Origin of the sequence: Streptomyces sp. NPDC001549 (assembly GCF_042894025.1) — a bacterium.
Lineage (GTDB): Bacteria > Actinomycetota > Actinomycetes > Streptomycetales > Streptomycetaceae > Streptomyces > Streptomyces kutzneri.
Genome location: NZ_JBIAVJ010000028.1, coordinates 120,876 through 136,201 on the forward strand (window position 1 = coordinate 120,876; position 15,326 = coordinate 136,201).

A 15,326-nucleotide genomic window follows, 5' to 3' on the forward strand; every position below is an offset into this window, starting at 1 on the left:
TTCGCCCCAGACCCCGCGCCTCAAGCGCCGGCGGGGCTGGATTTTCCAGCCCCGCCGGCGCTTGAGGCGCGGGGGTCCGGGGGCAGCGCCCCCGGCAACGGCGCCGCAGGTCACGGGAGGGCCGCCGACAGGGCCGCCAGGGTCGGGGACCACGCGCTGTCCGACGGGGTCCCGTAGCCGACGACCAGCGCGTCGCGCCCCGGCAGCCCGGACTCCGGATGCCGGAACCGCCCCAGCCCGTGCAGGGCCAGGTCCTGCCACGCCGCCGACTGCAGCACCGACCGCTCCCACCCCGCCGGGAGGTCCAGCACCGCGTGCAGCCCCGCCGCGATCCCCGACACGCCCACCCGGTCGCCCACCGCCGCCACCAGCTCGTCCCGGCGCCGCCGGTACCGCAGCCGCATCCCGCGCACGTGCCGGTCGTACGCCCCGGAGGTGAGGAACTCCGCCAGCGTCAGCTGGTCCAGCGCGCCGCACGCCCACTCCGTGGACCGCCCGGCGGCCAGCACCTCCTCCAGCAGCCCCGGCGGGACCACCATCCAGCCCATCCGCAGCCCGGGTGCCAGTGACTTGCTGGCCGTCCCGAGGTACACCACCCGGTCCGGGTCCAGGCCCTGCAGCGCGCCGACCGGCTGGCGGTCGTAGCGGAACTCCCCGTCGTAGTCGTCCTCCAGGATCAGACCGCCCGTGGTCCGGGCCCAGTCGACCGCGGCGGCCCGCCGGGCCGGGGTCAGGGCCACGCCCGTCGGGAACTGGTGCGCCGGGGTCAGCAGCACCGCGCCCGCCGCCGCGGTCAGTTCCCCCGTCCGGGCCCCCTCCCCGTCCACGCCCAGCGGGCGCGTCCGCAGCCCGGCCCGCGCCAGCAGGTCCCGGTGGAAGTCCAGGCCGTAGCCCTCCACCGCCACCTCCCGCACCCGCCGCGCCCGCAGTACGCCCGCCAGCAGCGCCAGCCCGTGCAGGAAGCCCGCGCACAGCACGATCCGTTCGGGGTCCGCGTACACCCCGCGCGCCCGCGCCAGGTATCCGGCCAGCGCCTGCCGCAGCTCGATGCGGCCGCGCGGGTCGGCCGCGTACCCGAAGGCCTCGTTCGGCGCGCCGGTCAGCGCCCGCCGGGCCGCCGACAGCCAGGCCGCGCGCGGGAAGGCGCCCAGGTCCGGGGAGCCGGGGATCAGGCTGTACGCGGGCCCCTTGCGCGCGGGGCGCCGTACGGGGGCGGTGGCCGCGGGCCGGCGCGGACGGGCCCGTTCGGCGACGCGGGTGCCGGAGCCCTGGCGGGCCGTCAGCCAGCCCTCGGCGACGAGCTCGGCGTACGCCTCGGCGACCGTGTTCCGGGCGATGCCCAGGTCGGCGGCGAGGGTGCGGGACGACGGCAGCCGGGTCCCGGCCGCCAGCCGCCCGCTGCGCGCGGCCTCGCGCAGGGCCTCGGTGAGCCCGGCCCGCAGGCCACGTCCGGCGGCGAGGTCCAGGTGCAGGTGCAGGTCGGCGCCGAAAGTGGCCCACGATTCCGTCATGGATATGGACCATATCGGTGGGCCGCCTGCGTCCTACGGTGGATCACATGACGACCACACACGAACACGCCCCCGAGCACACCCCGCGCATGCACATGGCGAAGCTCGCCCCCGAGGTCTACAAGGCCGTCCTCGCCCTGGAGATCGCCTCCAAGAAGGGTCTGGACCCCTCCCTGGTCGAGCTCGTCAAGATCCGGGCCTCCCAGATCAACCACTGCGCCTTCTGCCTCGACATGCACACCAAGGATGCGATCGCCGCCGGTGAGAGCGTCGAGCGCATCGTCCAGCTGGGCGCCTGGGAGGAGTCGCGGCACTTCTACACCGAGAAGGAGCTCGCCGCGATCGAGTTCGCCGAGGCCGTCACCGTCCTGACGGACGGCTTCGTGCCCGACGAGGTCTACGAGAAGGCCGCCAAGCAGTTCGAGGAGCGCGAGCTCGCCCAGCTGATCGCCGTCATCGCGACGATCAACGTCTGGAACCGCATCGGCGTCACCACCCGCATGGTGCCGGGCCACTACACGCCGGGCATGTACAAGTAGGACCGGTCATTCCGGCCTGAACGACTCCACGGCCGCCGTCAGGTTCGCGCTCACCGCCGTACCGTCGGCGGCCGGCCCGGCTGCCAGCAGCGCCCACCGCCTGCCGTCCGGGGCGACGGTGATCCGCTCGATCGCGCGGCGGCGTCCGTGCGACTCCTGGTTGTCGTACTCGTACACCAGCTCGCAGGCCCCGCCGGGCGCCGGATCGACGGAGACCTCCTCGTAGCCGGGCCGGTCTCCGAGGGCCTGCGAGGAGATCCGCAGCAGCTCGCACGCTCCGACACTGTCCGGCTCGGTGACGCGGAAGATCTGAACCAGCGCGCTGCGGTCCCCGGGCCGCCGGTAGAAGGAGCCGCTGCCGGTCTCGTCGTGGCTGCGCTCCCAGCCCGTGGGGACGGCGACCGAGAAGCCGCCGTCGTCGCGGACCACCGTGTACGGCGGCGGGACCGAGGGCGACGCGGAGGACGGGGAGGGGGAGGCCGCGGTCGGGGCCGCGTTCGGACGCGTACCGGACGGCGGGGCCGGCGTACCCGAAGCCGACGGGGCTGCGGCGGGTGCCTTCGACTCCTCGCCGCCCAGTACGAACCATCCCGCCACGGCGCAGCCGCCCACCACCGCGGCCCCGACGGCCACCAGCAGCGGGACCTTCCACGACCGCTCCCGGCCCGGGCCGCCCTGGCCGCCCCCTTGTGGGCGGGGCGGGTACGGGGGCGGGGTCGGGGGCGGGTAGGAGGGCGGGGGCGGAGGCGGCTGCTCCGCCCACTCCCAGCGCTGCGACTGCGGGTTCCAGTGGGCACCGCCGCCCGTGGCCACCGGTCAGCTCCCCAGCGCGGCGAGCAGCCCGCCGAGGGCGGCGGCCGCGTTCACCGAGTCCACCACCGGGGCCCAGCGCTGGAGCGCGCCCCGCAGCCGGGCGGGCAGACCGGGCCGGATCTCCCCGGCCTCCTCCAGCTCGCCGGCGGCCTCGTCCAGTTCGGCGTCGAGCGCCGACCGGTCGGCACTGCGGGGCAGGTGGACGAGGGCGATGCGCAGCTCCCGTACGGCCTCCAGCAGTTCCGCCGCGCCCGGGGCGCCCGCCCCCGTACCGTCGTGGTGGACGGTGGTGTTGGTGATGTGGGTACCGCCGATGCTGAAGGTGCTGCCTTCGATGCGGTTGATCCGCACCTCGCCGCTTCCCCCGTCTTGCGTCACTGCCGGTCTCCCCTGCCTGTGTGGTGGCTCGTCTGATTGTGGTGTCCGCTGCCGCCCACGCTGAACGCGCTGTGGCTCACCGACTGGATGTACACCCCGCCCTCCGCCACGGTGACCGCGCGCTGCGCGAACTCCTCCGTGTGCCAGCCCGCTTCGTGCAGGGCCAGGGTCACGCCGCCGACGATCCGGTCCTGGATGGTCTTCAGGTACCGGTCCAGGTCCATCAGCTGGAACAGCGAGGCGTCCTCCTGCGCCGCCAGCTCGCGTACGGACACGGCCGGGCCGGCCGGGAGCGCGCCGCCGTGGCCCTCCGTGGCGATCTGCCACGGGCCGCGGCTGCCGCCCGACAGGGTGGTGAGCGCCTTGGAGAGCGAGCGCGGGGCGTGCCTCAGTGCCCAGACCGTCTTGGCGAAGGGGTTGTTCCGCAGGTGGCGCCGGGCCACGTCGTCGGCCTCCTGGAACTGGGGCCGTACGGGCAGCAGCACGTGCGGCGCCACCTCCAGCATCAGCATCCCGCCCTGGGTGTGGACGCGTACGAAGACGGTGATGACGAGGTTCTCGTCCCAGCCGCCGACCCGGACCCGCAGGAAGTGGCGGCGGCGCTCCCCGCCTTCCTCCACGGCCCCGGCCCGGTGCGCGGCGAAGGCCCGGTCCGAGAGGTCCGGCTCGTGCGCCGCGGGCAGCCCGGAGGCCGGCAGGAACACGCACTCGTCGACGACCAGTTCCCGCAGCCGGTCCAGTACGGCCTGCTCGGCCTCCGGCGAGCCGTGCGGCGACGGGACGCGCAGGGCCTCCAGCCGCGGCCGGATCCGGGCCACGATCCGCTCGTTGTCCAGCGGTTCGGGCGGGGCCCCGTCCGTGCGGGGGCGCAGCTCGACCGACAGGTGCCAGGGGCGGTAGGCCGCGCCGGCGCCGCAGAACGGGTCGTCGACGTTGTAGATGACCAGGCGGCTGTGCTGGGTCCGCAGGATCCGGTCGCGGGTCCTGGCGAACCGGCTTCCGGAGGCGGGGTCGGCGTTCGGGTCGGCGTACCGCGTCCGGCTGAGCGAGGTACTGATGACGCGGGCGAAGTGGCCCCGCTGGAGGCCGACGACCAGGGTCAGCAGGGCGAAGACGATCAGGGCGGTCCAGGCGTATTCGCCTGCGATCGCGTAGCCGAGTTTGGGCAGCCCGAAGATGACGGTGAACGGCTCCCGCTCGATCCCGCGCAGGATCTCCTCGTAGATCAGGAGCGAGTCGTCGGCCCCTCCGACGTTCGTCCGGCCCTCAAGTGCGCCCTGCAGCACGCCCAGGCCGACGCCGATGAGCAGCACGTAGCCGCAGCCGCGCAGGAGGAGTTCGAGGAAACGGCTGCCGCGCGCCGTCGCCGCCCGGCGTCGCGCGATCCGCCCGGCGCCGCTCAGGAAGGCGGCCGGGATGAGCAGGAAGAGCAGGAGGGGCTGGGCCAGCAGCAGTCCCAGGCCCCACACCGCCAGGACGGCGAAGGCCCAGGCCGCTTCGGCGCGGCGGGCCTGGAGCGCGTGGGCGAGGACGCGGGCGGCGTCGAAGCCGTAGGAGGGCGCCACGAAGCGCTCCTCGTGGACATAGAGCTCCTGGATCACCCGGTCGCGGTACGCGGCGTCGAGATAGCTGCCGGCGCACAGCAGCCGGCCGGCTTCGCTGAGCGAAGGGTGCACAGGAGTTCTGTCGTCCGCGGTGCTTGTCACCGAATCCCCCTTTCGGTGTGCGGAGGGAAACGATAAGGCGATCATCAGCACCGCGACAGGCGCGATCGCGCCAAAAGGCCCCGGCGCAATGCGCCGGGGCCTTTTGGAAGAGCGGATCGGGTCGGGCGACCGGATCAGATCAGGCCGAGCTCGCGAACCGCGTCGCGCTCCTCCGCCAGCTCCTGGACGGAGGCGTCGATGCGGGTGCGGGAGAACTCGTTGATGTCCAGGCCCTGGACGATCTCGTACTTGCCGTCCTTGCAGGTGACGGGGAAGGAGGAGATCAGACCGGCCGGGACGCCGTAGGAGCCGTCCGACGGGATACCCATCGAGGTCCAGTCGCCCTCGGCGGTGCCGTTGACCCACGTGTGCACGTGGTCGATGGCGGCGTTGGCGGCCGAGGCGGCCGACGACGCGCCACGGGCCTCGATGATCGCGGCGCCGCGCTTGGCGACGGTCGGGATGAAGGTGTCGGCCAGCCACAGCTCGTCGCCCACGACCTCGGCGGCGTTCTTGCCGGCGATCTCCGCGTGGAAGATGTCCGGGTACTGGGTCGCCGAGTGGTTGCCCCAGATGGTCAGGCGCTTGATGTCGGAGACGGTGCTGCCGGTCTTGGCGGCCAGCTGCGAGATCGCGCGGTTGTGGTCCAGGCGGGTCATCGCGGTGAAGCGCTCGGCCGGTACGTCCGGGGCGGCGGCCTGCGCGATGAGCGCGTTGGTGTTGGCCGGGTTGCCCACGACCAGGACCTTGATGTCGTCCGCGGCGTGCGCGTTGATGGCCTGGCCCTGCGGCTTGAAGATGCCGCCGTTGGCGGCGAGCAGGTCGCCGCGCTCCATGCCCTTGGTACGCGGGCGGGCGCCCACGAGCAGCGCGACGTTCGCACCGTCGAAGCCCTGGTTCGGGTCGTCGAAGATGTCGATGCCGGCGAGCAGCGGGAAGGCGCAGTCGTCGAGCTCCATGGCGGTGCCCTCAGCGGCCTTCATGCCCTGGGGGATCTCCAGAAGACGGAGCTTGACCGGCACGTCCGCGCCGAGCAGGTGACCGGAAGCGATGCGGAAGAGCAGCGCGTAGCCGATCTGGCCGGCGGCGCCGGTGACGGTGACATTCACGGGAGTGCGGGTCATGGCCTTCTCCGTTAGACAGCTGGCGGTGGGGCGTCCCTGCCCCATGTGCTGGAGGACGCCGCTCCCCAGTAAATCTTGACGTGAAGAGACATCCGCGGTCAGGCTATCCGACCCGGGACCGGGCTAATCCCCGGGTCCGTGTGGTGCACGGCACACGGACCCCGATGTTCGAAGGTCCGACCGGCCCCCGGACCGCTATTCGACCAGGAATATCTGGCCCGTCCGGTGCCCCGAGTGCGCGGAGCTGCGGTCCGGGCTCTGGCTCGTCGCCACCGGGCAGGCCGTGTCGATCCTGCCGAAGCTGCTGTGCGACGCTCCGCCGCCCGGCGTCGCCGTACGGGAGCTGCCGGGCCCGGGGCGGACGCTGGACGTCCTGGTCCGGGCGGGCACGGAGACGCAGCCGGCCGTCGCGGCCACCCTGGCCGCGCTCACGTCGCTGACGTCACTCACGCCACCCGCACCACCCGGGCCGCCCGCGCCGCTCACCGCACGGTGAAGCGGACCGCACTCTCCATGAACGGGATCACCAGCCACGGCTTGGGCGCCGCCATCACCAGCGCGAGCAGCGTGATCGCCACGCCCAGCAGCCCGTACGTGATCATGTCCGTGAAGCGGGAGCGCACCGCGAGCATCCCCACCGAGGGCAGCACGCGCCGCATCACCGAGGCCGCGATCAGGGCCACGCCGATGGCCAGGCAGCCGACCCGCGGATGCCCGAAGGCCGTGGCCAGCAGCCCGACCGCGGTCGCGGTGAGCACGCTGAGCATCGGCCACTGACGGGCCGGCGTGGACACGGCCCCGGGAACGGCACGGCCGCTGCCCTCGGGGCGGGCGGTGTCCCGGGTGATGGAGGGGAACCGGCGGGACCTGACCGCCGGCTCGGCCCCGGCCGCGGCCGCGGCGGGACCGGCCTGCGCGCCGGACACGCCGGGCGTCGCGGGCACGCCCGGAGCGACGGGGGTGCCGTTCGCCCGGGCCGCGCCGCCGCCCGCCGCGTTCTCCGCGTCCGGTTCAGCCTGCACTGGTGCTCCGTTCCGCCGCCTCGACGACATTGACGAGCAGCTGGGCCCGGGTCATCGGGCCGACCCCGCCCGGGTTCGGCGAGATCCACGCGGCCACCTCGGCCACGCCGGGGTGCACATCGCCGACGATCTTCCCTTCCCCGTCGCGGCTGACGCCCACGTCGAGCACGGCCGCGCCCGGCTTCACGTCCTCCGGCTTGACCAGGTGCGGGACGCCGGCCGCCGCGACGATGATGTCCGCCTGGCGCAGCTGCGCGGAGAGGTCGCGCGTACCGGTGTGGCAGAGCGTCACGGTGGCGTTCTCGGACTTGCGGGTCAGCAGCAGGCCGATGGAGCGCCCGACGGTGATCCCGCGGCCGAGGACGACGACGTGCGCGCCGTTGATGCCGACGCCGTGGTGGCGCAGCAGCTCGACGATCCCGTACGGGGTGCAGGGCAGCGGTCCCGGCTCGTTCAGCACCAGCCGGCCGAGCGACATGGGGTGCAGGCCGTCGGCGTCCTTCAGCGGATCCATCAGCTCCAGGACCCGGTTGGTGTCGATGCCCTTGGGGAGCGGGAGTTGGACGATGTAGCCGGTGCACTCGGGGTTGGCGTTGAGCTCCCGGACGACCGCCTCGATGTCCTCCTGGGAGGCCGTTCCGGGCAGTTCGCGCTGGATGGAGGCGATGCCGACCTCGGCACAGTCCTTGTGCTTGCCGTTCACGTACCAGCGGCTGCCCGGATCGTCACCGACCAGGAGGGTGCCGAGGCCGGGGGTGATGCCCCGGGCCTTCAGGGCCGCCACGCGGGCGGTCAGTTCGGACTTGATCGCGGCGGCGGTGGCCTTGCCATCGAGAATCTGGGCAGTCATGCCCCCATCCTCCCGGATGAGGTGGCCCCGGTTCCACTCAAGGCACTCGCAGGCGCTCAGGGTTCATTGCACTTGCACAACAAGTCACCGGCCGTTCCACAACCAACTGGACAAGCCCGGCCCCGTCGGACCACGATGAAACGACTGATGTGCCGCGGGCAGTGCCGGGGGGCGGGACCGCACCGTGCAGGATTCCTCCGCGCTCATGCCGTGCGTCCCCGCACTTCCACGGAGGAACACCCCAACATGAGCTTCGGCGAACCGCACAATCCGTACGGACAGCAGCCGCCCCAGGCCCCCCAGGGCCAGCCCGGCTACGGCTACCCCCAGCAGGCCCCCCAGGGCATCCCGCCGCAGGGCGGCTACGCCTACCCGCAGCAGGCCCCGCAGGGGTACCCGGGCGGTCCCGGCGGGTACCCGGGCGGGCCCGGCGGCTATCCCGGCGGTCCGGGCGGATACCCCGGGGCCCACATGGAGATGCCGGGCGGCGCCAAGGCCGCGCGCGTCATCCTCTTCATCCTGGGCAGCCTGCAGGCGCTGCTCGGCCTGTTCGTCATCATCGGCGGTGCCGTCTTCGCCTCGGCCCTCTCGGGCTCCTCCAGCTCCTCGGCGGAAGAGGCGGGGGCCGCCGTCGGCATCGGCTTCGTCATCGGCGGTCTCTTCCTGATCGGCCTCGCCCTGTGGCCGATCCTGACGGCGGCCAAGATGGGCAAGGGCCGCAACGGGGTGCGCGTCTCCGGCATCGTCTACGGCTCGATCCAGACCTTCTTCGCCGTCATCAGCGTGCTCGTCAACCTGGCCGCGGTCGGTGCCAGCGAGCACTCGGGCGGCCCCACCGCCATCGCCCTGCTGCCCGCCCTGGTCTCCCTCGCCCTCGGCCTCACGATCGTCATCGGCCTCGCGAAGGCCGGCGACTACTTCAAGCGCCCGAGCTACTGACCCCGCTCGTCCGCAGAACCGGCGAAGGCCGCGCCCCGCAGTGCGGGACGCGGCCTTCGCCGTAGGTCGGGGCCGTGGGCCGGACTCAGTGGAAGAAGTGCCGGGTCCCGGTGAAGTACATGGTCACACCGGCCTTCTGCGCGGCCTCGACGACCTGCTCGTCACGGACCGAACCACCCGGCTGGACCACGGCCTTGATGCCCGCGGCCGTCAGGATCTCCAGCCCGTCCGGGAACGGGAAGAAGGCGTCGGACGCGGCGTACGAGCCCTGCGCGCGCTCGGCGCCCGCCCGCTCGACGGCGAGCTTCGCCGAGTCGACACGGTTGACCTGGCCCATGCCGACGCCGACCGAGGCGCCGTCCTTGGCGAGCAGGATCGCGTTGGACTTGACGGCCCGGCAGGCCTTCCACGCGAAGGCCAGCTCGGCGAGCTCCGCCGGGGACAGGGCCTCGCCGGTGGCCAGGGTCCAGTTCGCCGGGTCGTCGCCCTCGGCCTGGAAGAGGTCGCTCTGCTGGAGCAGCGCACCGCCGGAGATGGGCTTGAGGTCGCCCGGCTGGTGCGGGGTGCCGTCCACCTTCAGGACGCGGATGTTCTTCTTCTTGGCCAGGATCTCGACCGCGCCGTCCTCGTAGGCGGGGGCGGCGATGACCTCGGTGAAGATCTCCGCGACCTGCTCGGCGAGCTCGACGGTCACCGGGCGGTTGACGGCGATGACGCCGCCGAAGGCCGACAGCGGGTCGCAGGCGTGCGCCTTGCGGTGGGCCGCGGCGACATCCGTGTCGACCGCGATGCCGCACGGGTTGGCGTGCTTGATGATCGCGACGCAGGGCTCGTCGTGGTCGTAGGCGGCGCGGCGCGCGGCCTCGGTGTCCACGTAGTTGTTGAAGGACATCTCCTTGCCGTGCAGCTGCTCGGCGTTGGCGAGCCCGCCCGGCTGCCCGTCCGTGTAGAGGGCGGCGGCCTGGTGCGGGTTCTCGCCGTAGCGCAGGGTCGACTTGCGGTCCCAGGCGCCGGCCAGGAACTCGGGCAGCGCCGCGGCGTCGTCCTCGGGGGCCTCCGGGGCGTACGCGTTCGTGAACCAGGAGGCCACGGCCACGTCGTAGGCGGCGGTGTGCTGGAAGGCCTCCGCCGCGAGCCGCTTGCGGGCGGTGAGGTCGAAGCCGCCGCCCTGGGCCGCCGCGATGACGTCGGCGTAGCGGGCCGGGCTGGTGACGACCGCGACCGAGGGGTGGTTCTTGGCGGCGGCGCGGACCATCGACGGGCCGCCGATGTCGATCTGCTCCACGCACTCGTCGGGGGTGGCGCCCGACTGGACGGTCGCCAGGAAGGGGTAGAGGTTGACGATCACCAGGTCGAAGGGCTCGACGCCCAGCTCGGCGAGCTGGTCGCGGTGGTCCTCCAGGCGCAGGTCGGCGAGGATGCCGGCGTGCACGCGCGGGTGCAGGGTCTTGACCCGGCCGTCCAGGCACTCGGGGAAGCCGGTCAGCTCCTCCACCTTGGTGACGGGCACCCCGGCGGCGGCGATCTTCGAGGCGGTGGAGCCGGTGGAGACGAGCGCGACGCCCGCCTCGTGCAGCCCGCGGGCCAGCTCTTCCAGTCCCGTCTTGTCGTAGACACTGACGAGCGCACGCCTGATCGGCCGCTGGGTCGTGGTCGGGTCGTTGCTCTCTACGGCGGTCACTGGATTGTTACCTTTCGTCCCTCAATGCGGTAGCCGTGCCGGGCCAGACGCCCCACGACATCGACGAGCAGCTGGCGCTCGACTTCCTTGATGCGCTCATGGAGAGCGGCTTCGTCTTCCTCGTCCCGGACCTCGACCACACCCTGGGCGATGATCGGACCGGTGTCCACGCCGCTGTCCACGAAGTGGACCGTGCAGCCGGTGACCTTCGCGCCGTAGGCGAGGGCGTCCCGTACGCCGTGCGCACCCGGGAAGGCGGGGAGGAGGGCGGGGTGGGTGTTGATGAACCGGCCGCCGAAGCGGTCGATGAACACCTTGCCCACGATCTTCATGAATCCGGCGGACACGACGAGGTCCGGCGCGTACGCGTCGGTCGCCTCGGTGAGGGCGACATCCCACTCCGCGCGGCTGCCGTAGCCCTTGACCGGGCAGACGAAGGTGGGGATCCCCGCCTTCTCCGCCCGCTCCAGGCCGGCGATGTTCTCGCGGTCGGCCCCCACGGCGACGACTTCGGCGCCGAAGCCCTCGGATCCGCCGGGGTGGGCGTCGATGGCATCGAGCAGGGCCTGGAGGTTGGTGCCGGAACCGGAGACCAGCACGACCAGGCGGGAGGCGGCCATGGGAGGCCCTTTCTCGCGGGATTGCGGTGTTCGTCTTGTGTGGTCATACGAAACTTCGGGGTACCGGTATATGGGGAACCATACGAAGCCACCGACCGCCTGCAACGATACCGGTACACCGGACAGCCCCCGAGGGACGGGGGGACGGCCGGGCGGTAGCGTCTGGCGTACAAGCCGCAAACTGGCCTCACCTCGCCACGACGTCCCCGCGACGTCCATGACACAGGGGAAGAAACACACCCGATGCCGGACCGCCGTCAGCCCGACTCCCCCACCGACGACAACCCCTTCGCGGCTCCGCCGGAAGGCCGGCCCGACCAGCCCTGGCAGCCGCGCAGCGGTGGTGGCGGCGGGAACGGCGACAGCCCGAAGGACTCGGACGGCCAGCGGGGTCCGGCGCGCTGGGACCCGACGGACCCGGTCCAGCGCCGCGCCCGCTACGCGCTGCTGGCCGGCATGTGGGGCTTCTTCTTCGGGATCTTCGGGATCCCGTCGGTGGGACTGCTGCTCGGGGCACTCGCCCTCTACTGGGGAATCAGCGCGCTGCGCGGCAAGCCCGCACCGGCGACCGCCGAGGGCGCCCCGGCGGCACCGGCCGGCCTGGACGCCCTGGGCCCCGCGGCCCGCCCCCAGCGCACCGCGGCGGTGAGCGGCCTGGTCACGGCCTCACTGGCGATCCTGCTGGCGTTCAGCTCGTACGCCCTGCAGCTCGCCTACAAGGACTTCTACGTCTGCCGCGACGACGCCCTCACCAAGTCGGCGGAACTCCAGTGCAACACCCTCCTCCCGGACAACCTGGTGGGCGACATCCTGAAGGTCCGCCAGTAATCCTTGGGCCAGGGGCGCTTGAGGCGCCCCTCCCGCCTCCCCACCCCCAGTCCGGCCGCCCCTCTTTCAGCCTCGCCGGCATGTGAGGCGCGGGGTCCGGGGCGGAGCCCCGGCAGCGGCGCCGCACCCGCCCCACCCGAACGGCCTACTCCGGTGGCGGCTTCCGCCGGGCCAGTACCCGCGCCCCGACCACCGGCGGAGCCAACGGCGCTGACACCGCCTCGGCCGGCCCGGCCGCCCCGGCCAGCAGGCCCGGATCCAGATCCAGTCCGGACACCACGGTCACGGCCCGCCGGCCCCGCCCCCCAGGCACAGCCTCAGGAACCGCCGGAACCGCCGGAGGCACGGGCGCCACCGCCATGTCCGGAATCAGCGCCCCCGCAGCCTTCCGCATCGCCGCCCACCGGATCTCCCGCACCCCGCTGTCGTGCCACCTGTCGTCCACCGCGACGGCGTCATCGGCATCCAGGGCGGACGGCCCGATGGCCGGGCGGGTCCGCCACGCGTGCACCGCCACCGCCACCGGCACGGCCAGTACCGCCGTCCAGGCGAAGGCCGCCACCCCGGTGGTCCACCACACCGGCCCGAATTCCGACAGCCGCCGCGAGCCCAGCGGCCCCGCCGAGGCCGCCGCGAGCCCGGTCATCGTCAGGCCGCACACCACCGCGCCGAGGGCCGCCGTGAGCGCGGTCTCCCCGTACGAGACCTCGCGCGCCCGGCGTACCGCGAACCAGCCCACGGCAAGCCCGGCGACCACCGGAACCCCGACGACCGCCCAGGTCAGCGGGGTTCCCGGCCCCTCGGCCGGGAGCGCCGCCAGCAGCGGGAAGCGGGGCAGCCCCGGCGCGCCCGGGAAGCCGAGCGGGGTGGCCGTCGCGTCGGCGCCCAGGGCGAAGCCGGGCCCGAGCGCGTAGGCCGCTCCCCAGACCATGGCGTTGGGGATCAGGGTGAGCGCGAGCAGCAGTACGGCGAAGCGGCCCGACCAGACCCCCGTCAGCGACAGGAAGGAGGCCTGGACCTCGGCGCCGTGCCACGCGAGCGAGGCGCCGACGACGAGCGCGCCGCCGCCCAGGAGCACCAGGGCGCCACCCGCGCCCGCCCGGAGCGCCAGCGCATATCGGGGGCGCACGACGGCCTTCCGTACGCCCCCGGGCAGCCAGGACGGCAAGGGCCCGAGCGGACGCCCCCGGGCCCCCCACACCCCGGCGGCGGCGGCGAGTACGGCCACCAGCGGTACGTGCCAGGCCGCACTGATGGGGTCGGCCGACATGGGGCCGCCGACGGCGTACACCGTGACGAGGGCCCCGACGGCGAGATATCCGCAGAGCACGGCCGAGAACACGGCCCCGGCGGGGAGCACCTCCTCGTCGTCCTCCTCGGCGGCGCACCCCAGCCGGGCGGCCCGCCGCATGAGCAGCACGGGCAGCACGACGAGGAGCAGGGGCGTCATTCCGACGGGTGCGGGGACGCCGGACAGGGTGTCGTAGCGCACCAGCTCCGTCCCGTGGGCGAGCAGCCACAGCCCGGCGGCCAGGTGCAGGGCCCCGCCGGGGCCGCTGTCGGGGTAGGGGGAACTGATCCACAGCACGATGACGAGCACGGCGAGGAAGCCGAGCCCGAGTCCGGCCGCCACGGCGCCGCCCACGACGCATGCGGCGGCGGCCGGTGAACGGCGTCGCACGCCGGCTCGCGGGGCCGCTGACAACGGGGTCCCGCGTTCGGTCACTTGGGTCACCCCGCCATGGTGCCAACGACACGCGCTATGGACGGGTAACAGGCGAATATCCGTGGTGTCGCTCAATATACGTTTATGTACTTTTTCGCCCAGAGCGGCCGGTTCGCGGGGAGTGTGGCATGACACGAAGCGTCGAGACGACCTCCTCAGAGGACTCGGAGCTGAGCCTGCCCGCCCCCACGGAGCGCCGCAGACTGCGCGAGGCGGCGGAACTGACGCACGATGAGGTCGCCGCGGCCGTGGGGGTCACCGCGTCGACCATCCGCTCCTGGGAATCGGGCCGCACGGCCCCCCGCGGGCGCAAGCGCGAGCTGTACACACAGTTCTTGGCGCGCCTGGCGGCCCCGCCGCAGGACGCCGGTCCCGCCGGGGCGCCCGGGGAGGCGAAGACGGCAAGGGCGGCGGAGGAACCCGCCGCGGACCCACCCGCCCCGGACGGACCGACCACGGTCGGAACGGCCTCGGACGGACCGGCCTCGGACGGGCGAACCACGGACGCGCCGCCCGGGGACGCACAGGCCGCAGACGCACCGCCCGCAGACGCACAGGCCGCAGACGGGCGGACCGAGCCCGACGAGCTCCCCGCCGACGCCCCCGCAAGGGTCCCGGTACCGGGCCCGGCCGAGGCCTTCGACGCCCTCTACGCCCACGCCGCCCGCGACCTCGCCCGGCAGGCCTACCTGCTCACCGGCCGCCGGGCACTCGCCATGGAGGCCGTGGAGAAGGCCTTCGTCCAGGCCTGGGACCGGTGGCCCGAGGTGGCCGCCGATCCCGACCCGGTGGGCTGGGTACGCGCGATCGTGTACGAGTACGCGCTCTCCCCCTGGCACCGGTTCCGGCACGCCCACCGCCATCTCGACAAGCCGCCCGCAGAGCCCGCCGACCGGATCCTGCTCGACGCCCTGCTCTCGCTGCCCCCCGCGAACCGCCGTACCGTCCTGCTCTACGACGGCGTCGGCCTCGACCTCCCCGACACCGCCGCCGAGACCGAGGCCACCACACCCACCGCGGGCCACCGGCTCGTGCACGCGCACGCCGACCTCGCCGACCGGATCCCCGAACTGGCCGACGTACCGCTCGAAAAGCAGTCCGCGCTGCTGCGCGACCTGTTCACCGCACTGCGGCCGGCCGTCGACCTCGACCCGCGTCCGGCGGCCGCCGTCCGCGGCGGCGGCGAGCGGCGCACCCGGCTGTGGACCCGCGCGACCCTCAGCCTGACGGCGATGATCGCCGTCTCCACGGCCTACACGGTCATGACCGCGCCCACCCACTACGAGCCCCCGCTGGCACCCGGCGAGAGCGTCTCCGGCGTGCCCCCGCTCGCCGGCCCCCAGCAGCTCACCGAACGGAGCAGGCAGCTCCACGACAAGCTGCTCGCCGACCCGGAGGCCGGACCGGCGCGGATCGCCCCGGAGGCCGAATGAGAACGGGCATGGGAACGGGCGTGGGCCCCCCCCCCCCCCGGGGGGGGGGCCCCCCCCGGGGGGGGGGGGCCTAAATTTGGGCGGGGCGTTGCGCGGCCCCCGGGGCCGGGTGGGTAGGGCGCGGTGCGCCCAACAAGCCCCGGGGCCCCAAGGCCG

General features: G+C 73.7%; 15 protein-coding genes. 5 read left to right on the top strand and 10 right to left on the bottom strand.

Annotated features, from left to right (window positions below; genetic code table 11):
• Positions 1-110: 110 nt before the first annotated feature.
• On the bottom strand, positions 111-1,511 hold the full coding sequence (locus ACFY04_RS35000; protein WP_389123265.1) for a PLP-dependent aminotransferase family protein: 1,401 nt from the start codon (positions 1,509-1,511) through the stop codon (positions 111-113).
• 47 nt (positions 1,512-1,558) lie between these two features.
• On the opposite strand from ACFY04_RS35000, the gene ACFY04_RS35005 reads away from it, so the two are divergent.
• Positions 1,559-2,050, top strand: coding sequence for a carboxymuconolactone decarboxylase family protein (locus tag ACFY04_RS35005; RefSeq protein ID WP_389123267.1), 492 nt, complete (start codon positions 1,559-1,561; stop codon positions 2,048-2,050).
• Between the two features lie 6 nt (positions 2,051-2,056).
• On the opposite strand, the gene ACFY04_RS35010 is transcribed toward ACFY04_RS35005, so the two are convergent.
• From ACFY04_RS35010 to ACFY04_RS35025, 4 genes are all read right to left on the bottom strand, one after another.
• Positions 2,057-2,863, bottom strand: coding sequence for a hypothetical protein (locus tag ACFY04_RS35010; RefSeq protein ID WP_389123270.1), 807 nt, complete (start codon positions 2,861-2,863; stop codon positions 2,057-2,059).
• Positions 2,864-2,866: 3 nt separating this feature from the next.
• The gene (locus ACFY04_RS35015) at positions 2,867-3,241 is read right to left on the bottom strand and encodes a hypothetical protein (protein WP_389123272.1); all 375 of its coding nucleotides are present in this window, start codon (positions 3,239-3,241) and stop codon (positions 2,867-2,869) included.
• Entirely contained in the window at positions 3,238-4,947 is a 1,710-nt protein-coding gene (locus tag ACFY04_RS35020; RefSeq protein ID WP_389123275.1) for a hypothetical protein, read from the bottom strand. The genes ACFY04_RS35015 and ACFY04_RS35020 overlap by 4 nt, the downstream gene beginning before the upstream one ends.
• 134 nt (positions 4,948-5,081) lie before the next feature.
• Entirely contained in the window at positions 5,082-6,071 is a 990-nt protein-coding gene (locus ACFY04_RS35025) for a malate dehydrogenase (protein ID WP_314248294.1), read from the bottom strand.
• 283 nt (positions 6,072-6,354) lie between these two features.
• Between ACFY04_RS35025 and ACFY04_RS35030 the strand changes: the two genes are divergently transcribed.
• Entirely contained in the window at positions 6,355-6,567 is a 213-nt protein-coding gene (locus tag ACFY04_RS35030) for a hypothetical protein (protein WP_389123277.1), read from the top strand.
• On the opposite strand, the gene ACFY04_RS35035 is transcribed toward ACFY04_RS35030, so the two are convergent.
• Together ACFY04_RS35035 and ACFY04_RS35040 are read right to left on the bottom strand one after the other, a co-directional pair.
• A complete protein-coding gene (locus ACFY04_RS35035; RefSeq protein WP_389123279.1) occupies positions 6,554-7,093 on the bottom strand; it encodes a DUF3017 domain-containing protein in 540 nt (179 codons plus the stop codon). The two genes, ACFY04_RS35030 and ACFY04_RS35035, sit on opposite strands and share 14 nt — an antisense overlap.
• The gene (locus ACFY04_RS35040; protein ID WP_389123281.1) at positions 7,083-7,943 is read right to left on the bottom strand and encodes a bifunctional methylenetetrahydrofolate dehydrogenase/methenyltetrahydrofolate cyclohydrolase; all 861 of its coding nucleotides are present in this window, start codon (positions 7,941-7,943) and stop codon (positions 7,083-7,085) included. Before ACFY04_RS35040 ends, ACFY04_RS35035 begins: the two co-directional genes overlap by 11 nt.
• 246 nt (positions 7,944-8,189) lie before the next feature.
• Here ACFY04_RS35040 and ACFY04_RS35045 point away from each other — a divergent pair, with 246 nt between their 5' ends.
• Positions 8,190-8,882, top strand: coding sequence for a hypothetical protein (locus ACFY04_RS35045; RefSeq protein WP_389123283.1), 693 nt, complete (start codon positions 8,190-8,192; stop codon positions 8,880-8,882).
• 85 nt (positions 8,883-8,967) lie between these two features.
• Here ACFY04_RS35045 and purH read toward each other — a convergent pair whose 3' ends face one another.
• Both purH and purN read right to left on the bottom strand, forming a co-directional pair.
• Positions 8,968-10,563 (bottom strand): bifunctional phosphoribosylaminoimidazolecarboxamide formyltransferase/IMP cyclohydrolase, encoded by a 1,596-nt coding sequence (gene purH, locus ACFY04_RS35050; protein WP_389123284.1) that lies wholly within the window; start codon positions 10,561-10,563, stop codon positions 8,968-8,970.
• Positions 10,560-11,183, bottom strand: a complete 624-nt coding sequence (gene purN, locus ACFY04_RS35055) for a phosphoribosylglycinamide formyltransferase (protein ID WP_109783989.1) — start codon at positions 11,181-11,183, stop codon at positions 10,560-10,562. Before purN ends, purH begins: the two co-directional genes overlap by 4 nt.
• Positions 11,184-11,426: 243 nt before the next feature.
• Between purN and ACFY04_RS35060 the strand changes: the two genes are divergently transcribed.
• A complete protein-coding gene (locus ACFY04_RS35060) occupies positions 11,427-12,011 on the top strand; it encodes a hypothetical protein (protein WP_389123286.1) in 585 nt (194 codons plus the stop codon).
• Between the two features lie 145 nt (positions 12,012-12,156).
• Here ACFY04_RS35060 and ACFY04_RS35065 read toward each other — a convergent pair whose 3' ends face one another.
• Positions 12,157-13,692 (bottom strand): DUF6350 family protein, encoded by a 1,536-nt coding sequence (locus ACFY04_RS35065; RefSeq protein WP_389123288.1) that lies wholly within the window; start codon positions 13,690-13,692, stop codon positions 12,157-12,159.
• A 173-nt stretch (positions 13,693-13,865) separates the two neighbouring features.
• Here ACFY04_RS35065 and ACFY04_RS35070 point away from each other — a divergent pair, with 173 nt between their 5' ends.
• The gene (locus ACFY04_RS35070) at positions 13,866-15,170 is read left to right on the top strand and encodes a helix-turn-helix domain-containing protein (RefSeq protein WP_389123290.1); all 1,305 of its coding nucleotides are present in this window, start codon (positions 13,866-13,868) and stop codon (positions 15,168-15,170) included.
• The last annotated feature ends 156 nt before the right edge of the window (positions 15,171-15,326 follow it).

Excerpts from the sequence above, each read along its gene's own strand:
- ACFY04_RS35070 (WP_389123290.1), top strand. The coding sequence starts at position 13,866 with ATGACACGAAGCGTCGAGACGACCTCCTCAGAGGACTCGGAGCTGAGC.
- ACFY04_RS35060 (WP_389123286.1), top strand. The coding sequence starts at position 11,427 with ATGCCGGACCGCCGTCAGCCCGACTCCCCCACCGACGACAACCCCTTC.
- ACFY04_RS35000 (WP_389123265.1), bottom strand. The coding sequence starts at position 1,511 with ATGACGGAATCGTGGGCCACTTTCGGCGCCGACCTGCACCTGCACCTG.
- ACFY04_RS35045 (WP_389123283.1), top strand. The coding sequence starts at position 8,190 with ATGAGCTTCGGCGAACCGCACAATCCGTACGGACAGCAGCCGCCCCAG.
- ACFY04_RS35005 (WP_389123267.1), top strand. The coding sequence starts at position 1,559 with ATGACGACCACACACGAACACGCCCCCGAGCACACCCCGCGCATGCAC.
- ACFY04_RS35025 (WP_314248294.1), bottom strand. The coding sequence starts at position 6,071 with ATGACCCGCACTCCCGTGAATGTCACCGTCACCGGCGCCGCCGGCCAG.
- ACFY04_RS35040 (WP_389123281.1), bottom strand. The coding sequence starts at position 7,943 with ATGACTGCCCAGATTCTCGATGGCAAGGCCACCGCCGCCGCGATCAAG.
- purN (WP_109783989.1), bottom strand. The coding sequence starts at position 11,183 with ATGGCCGCCTCCCGCCTGGTCGTGCTGGTCTCCGGTTCCGGCACCAAC.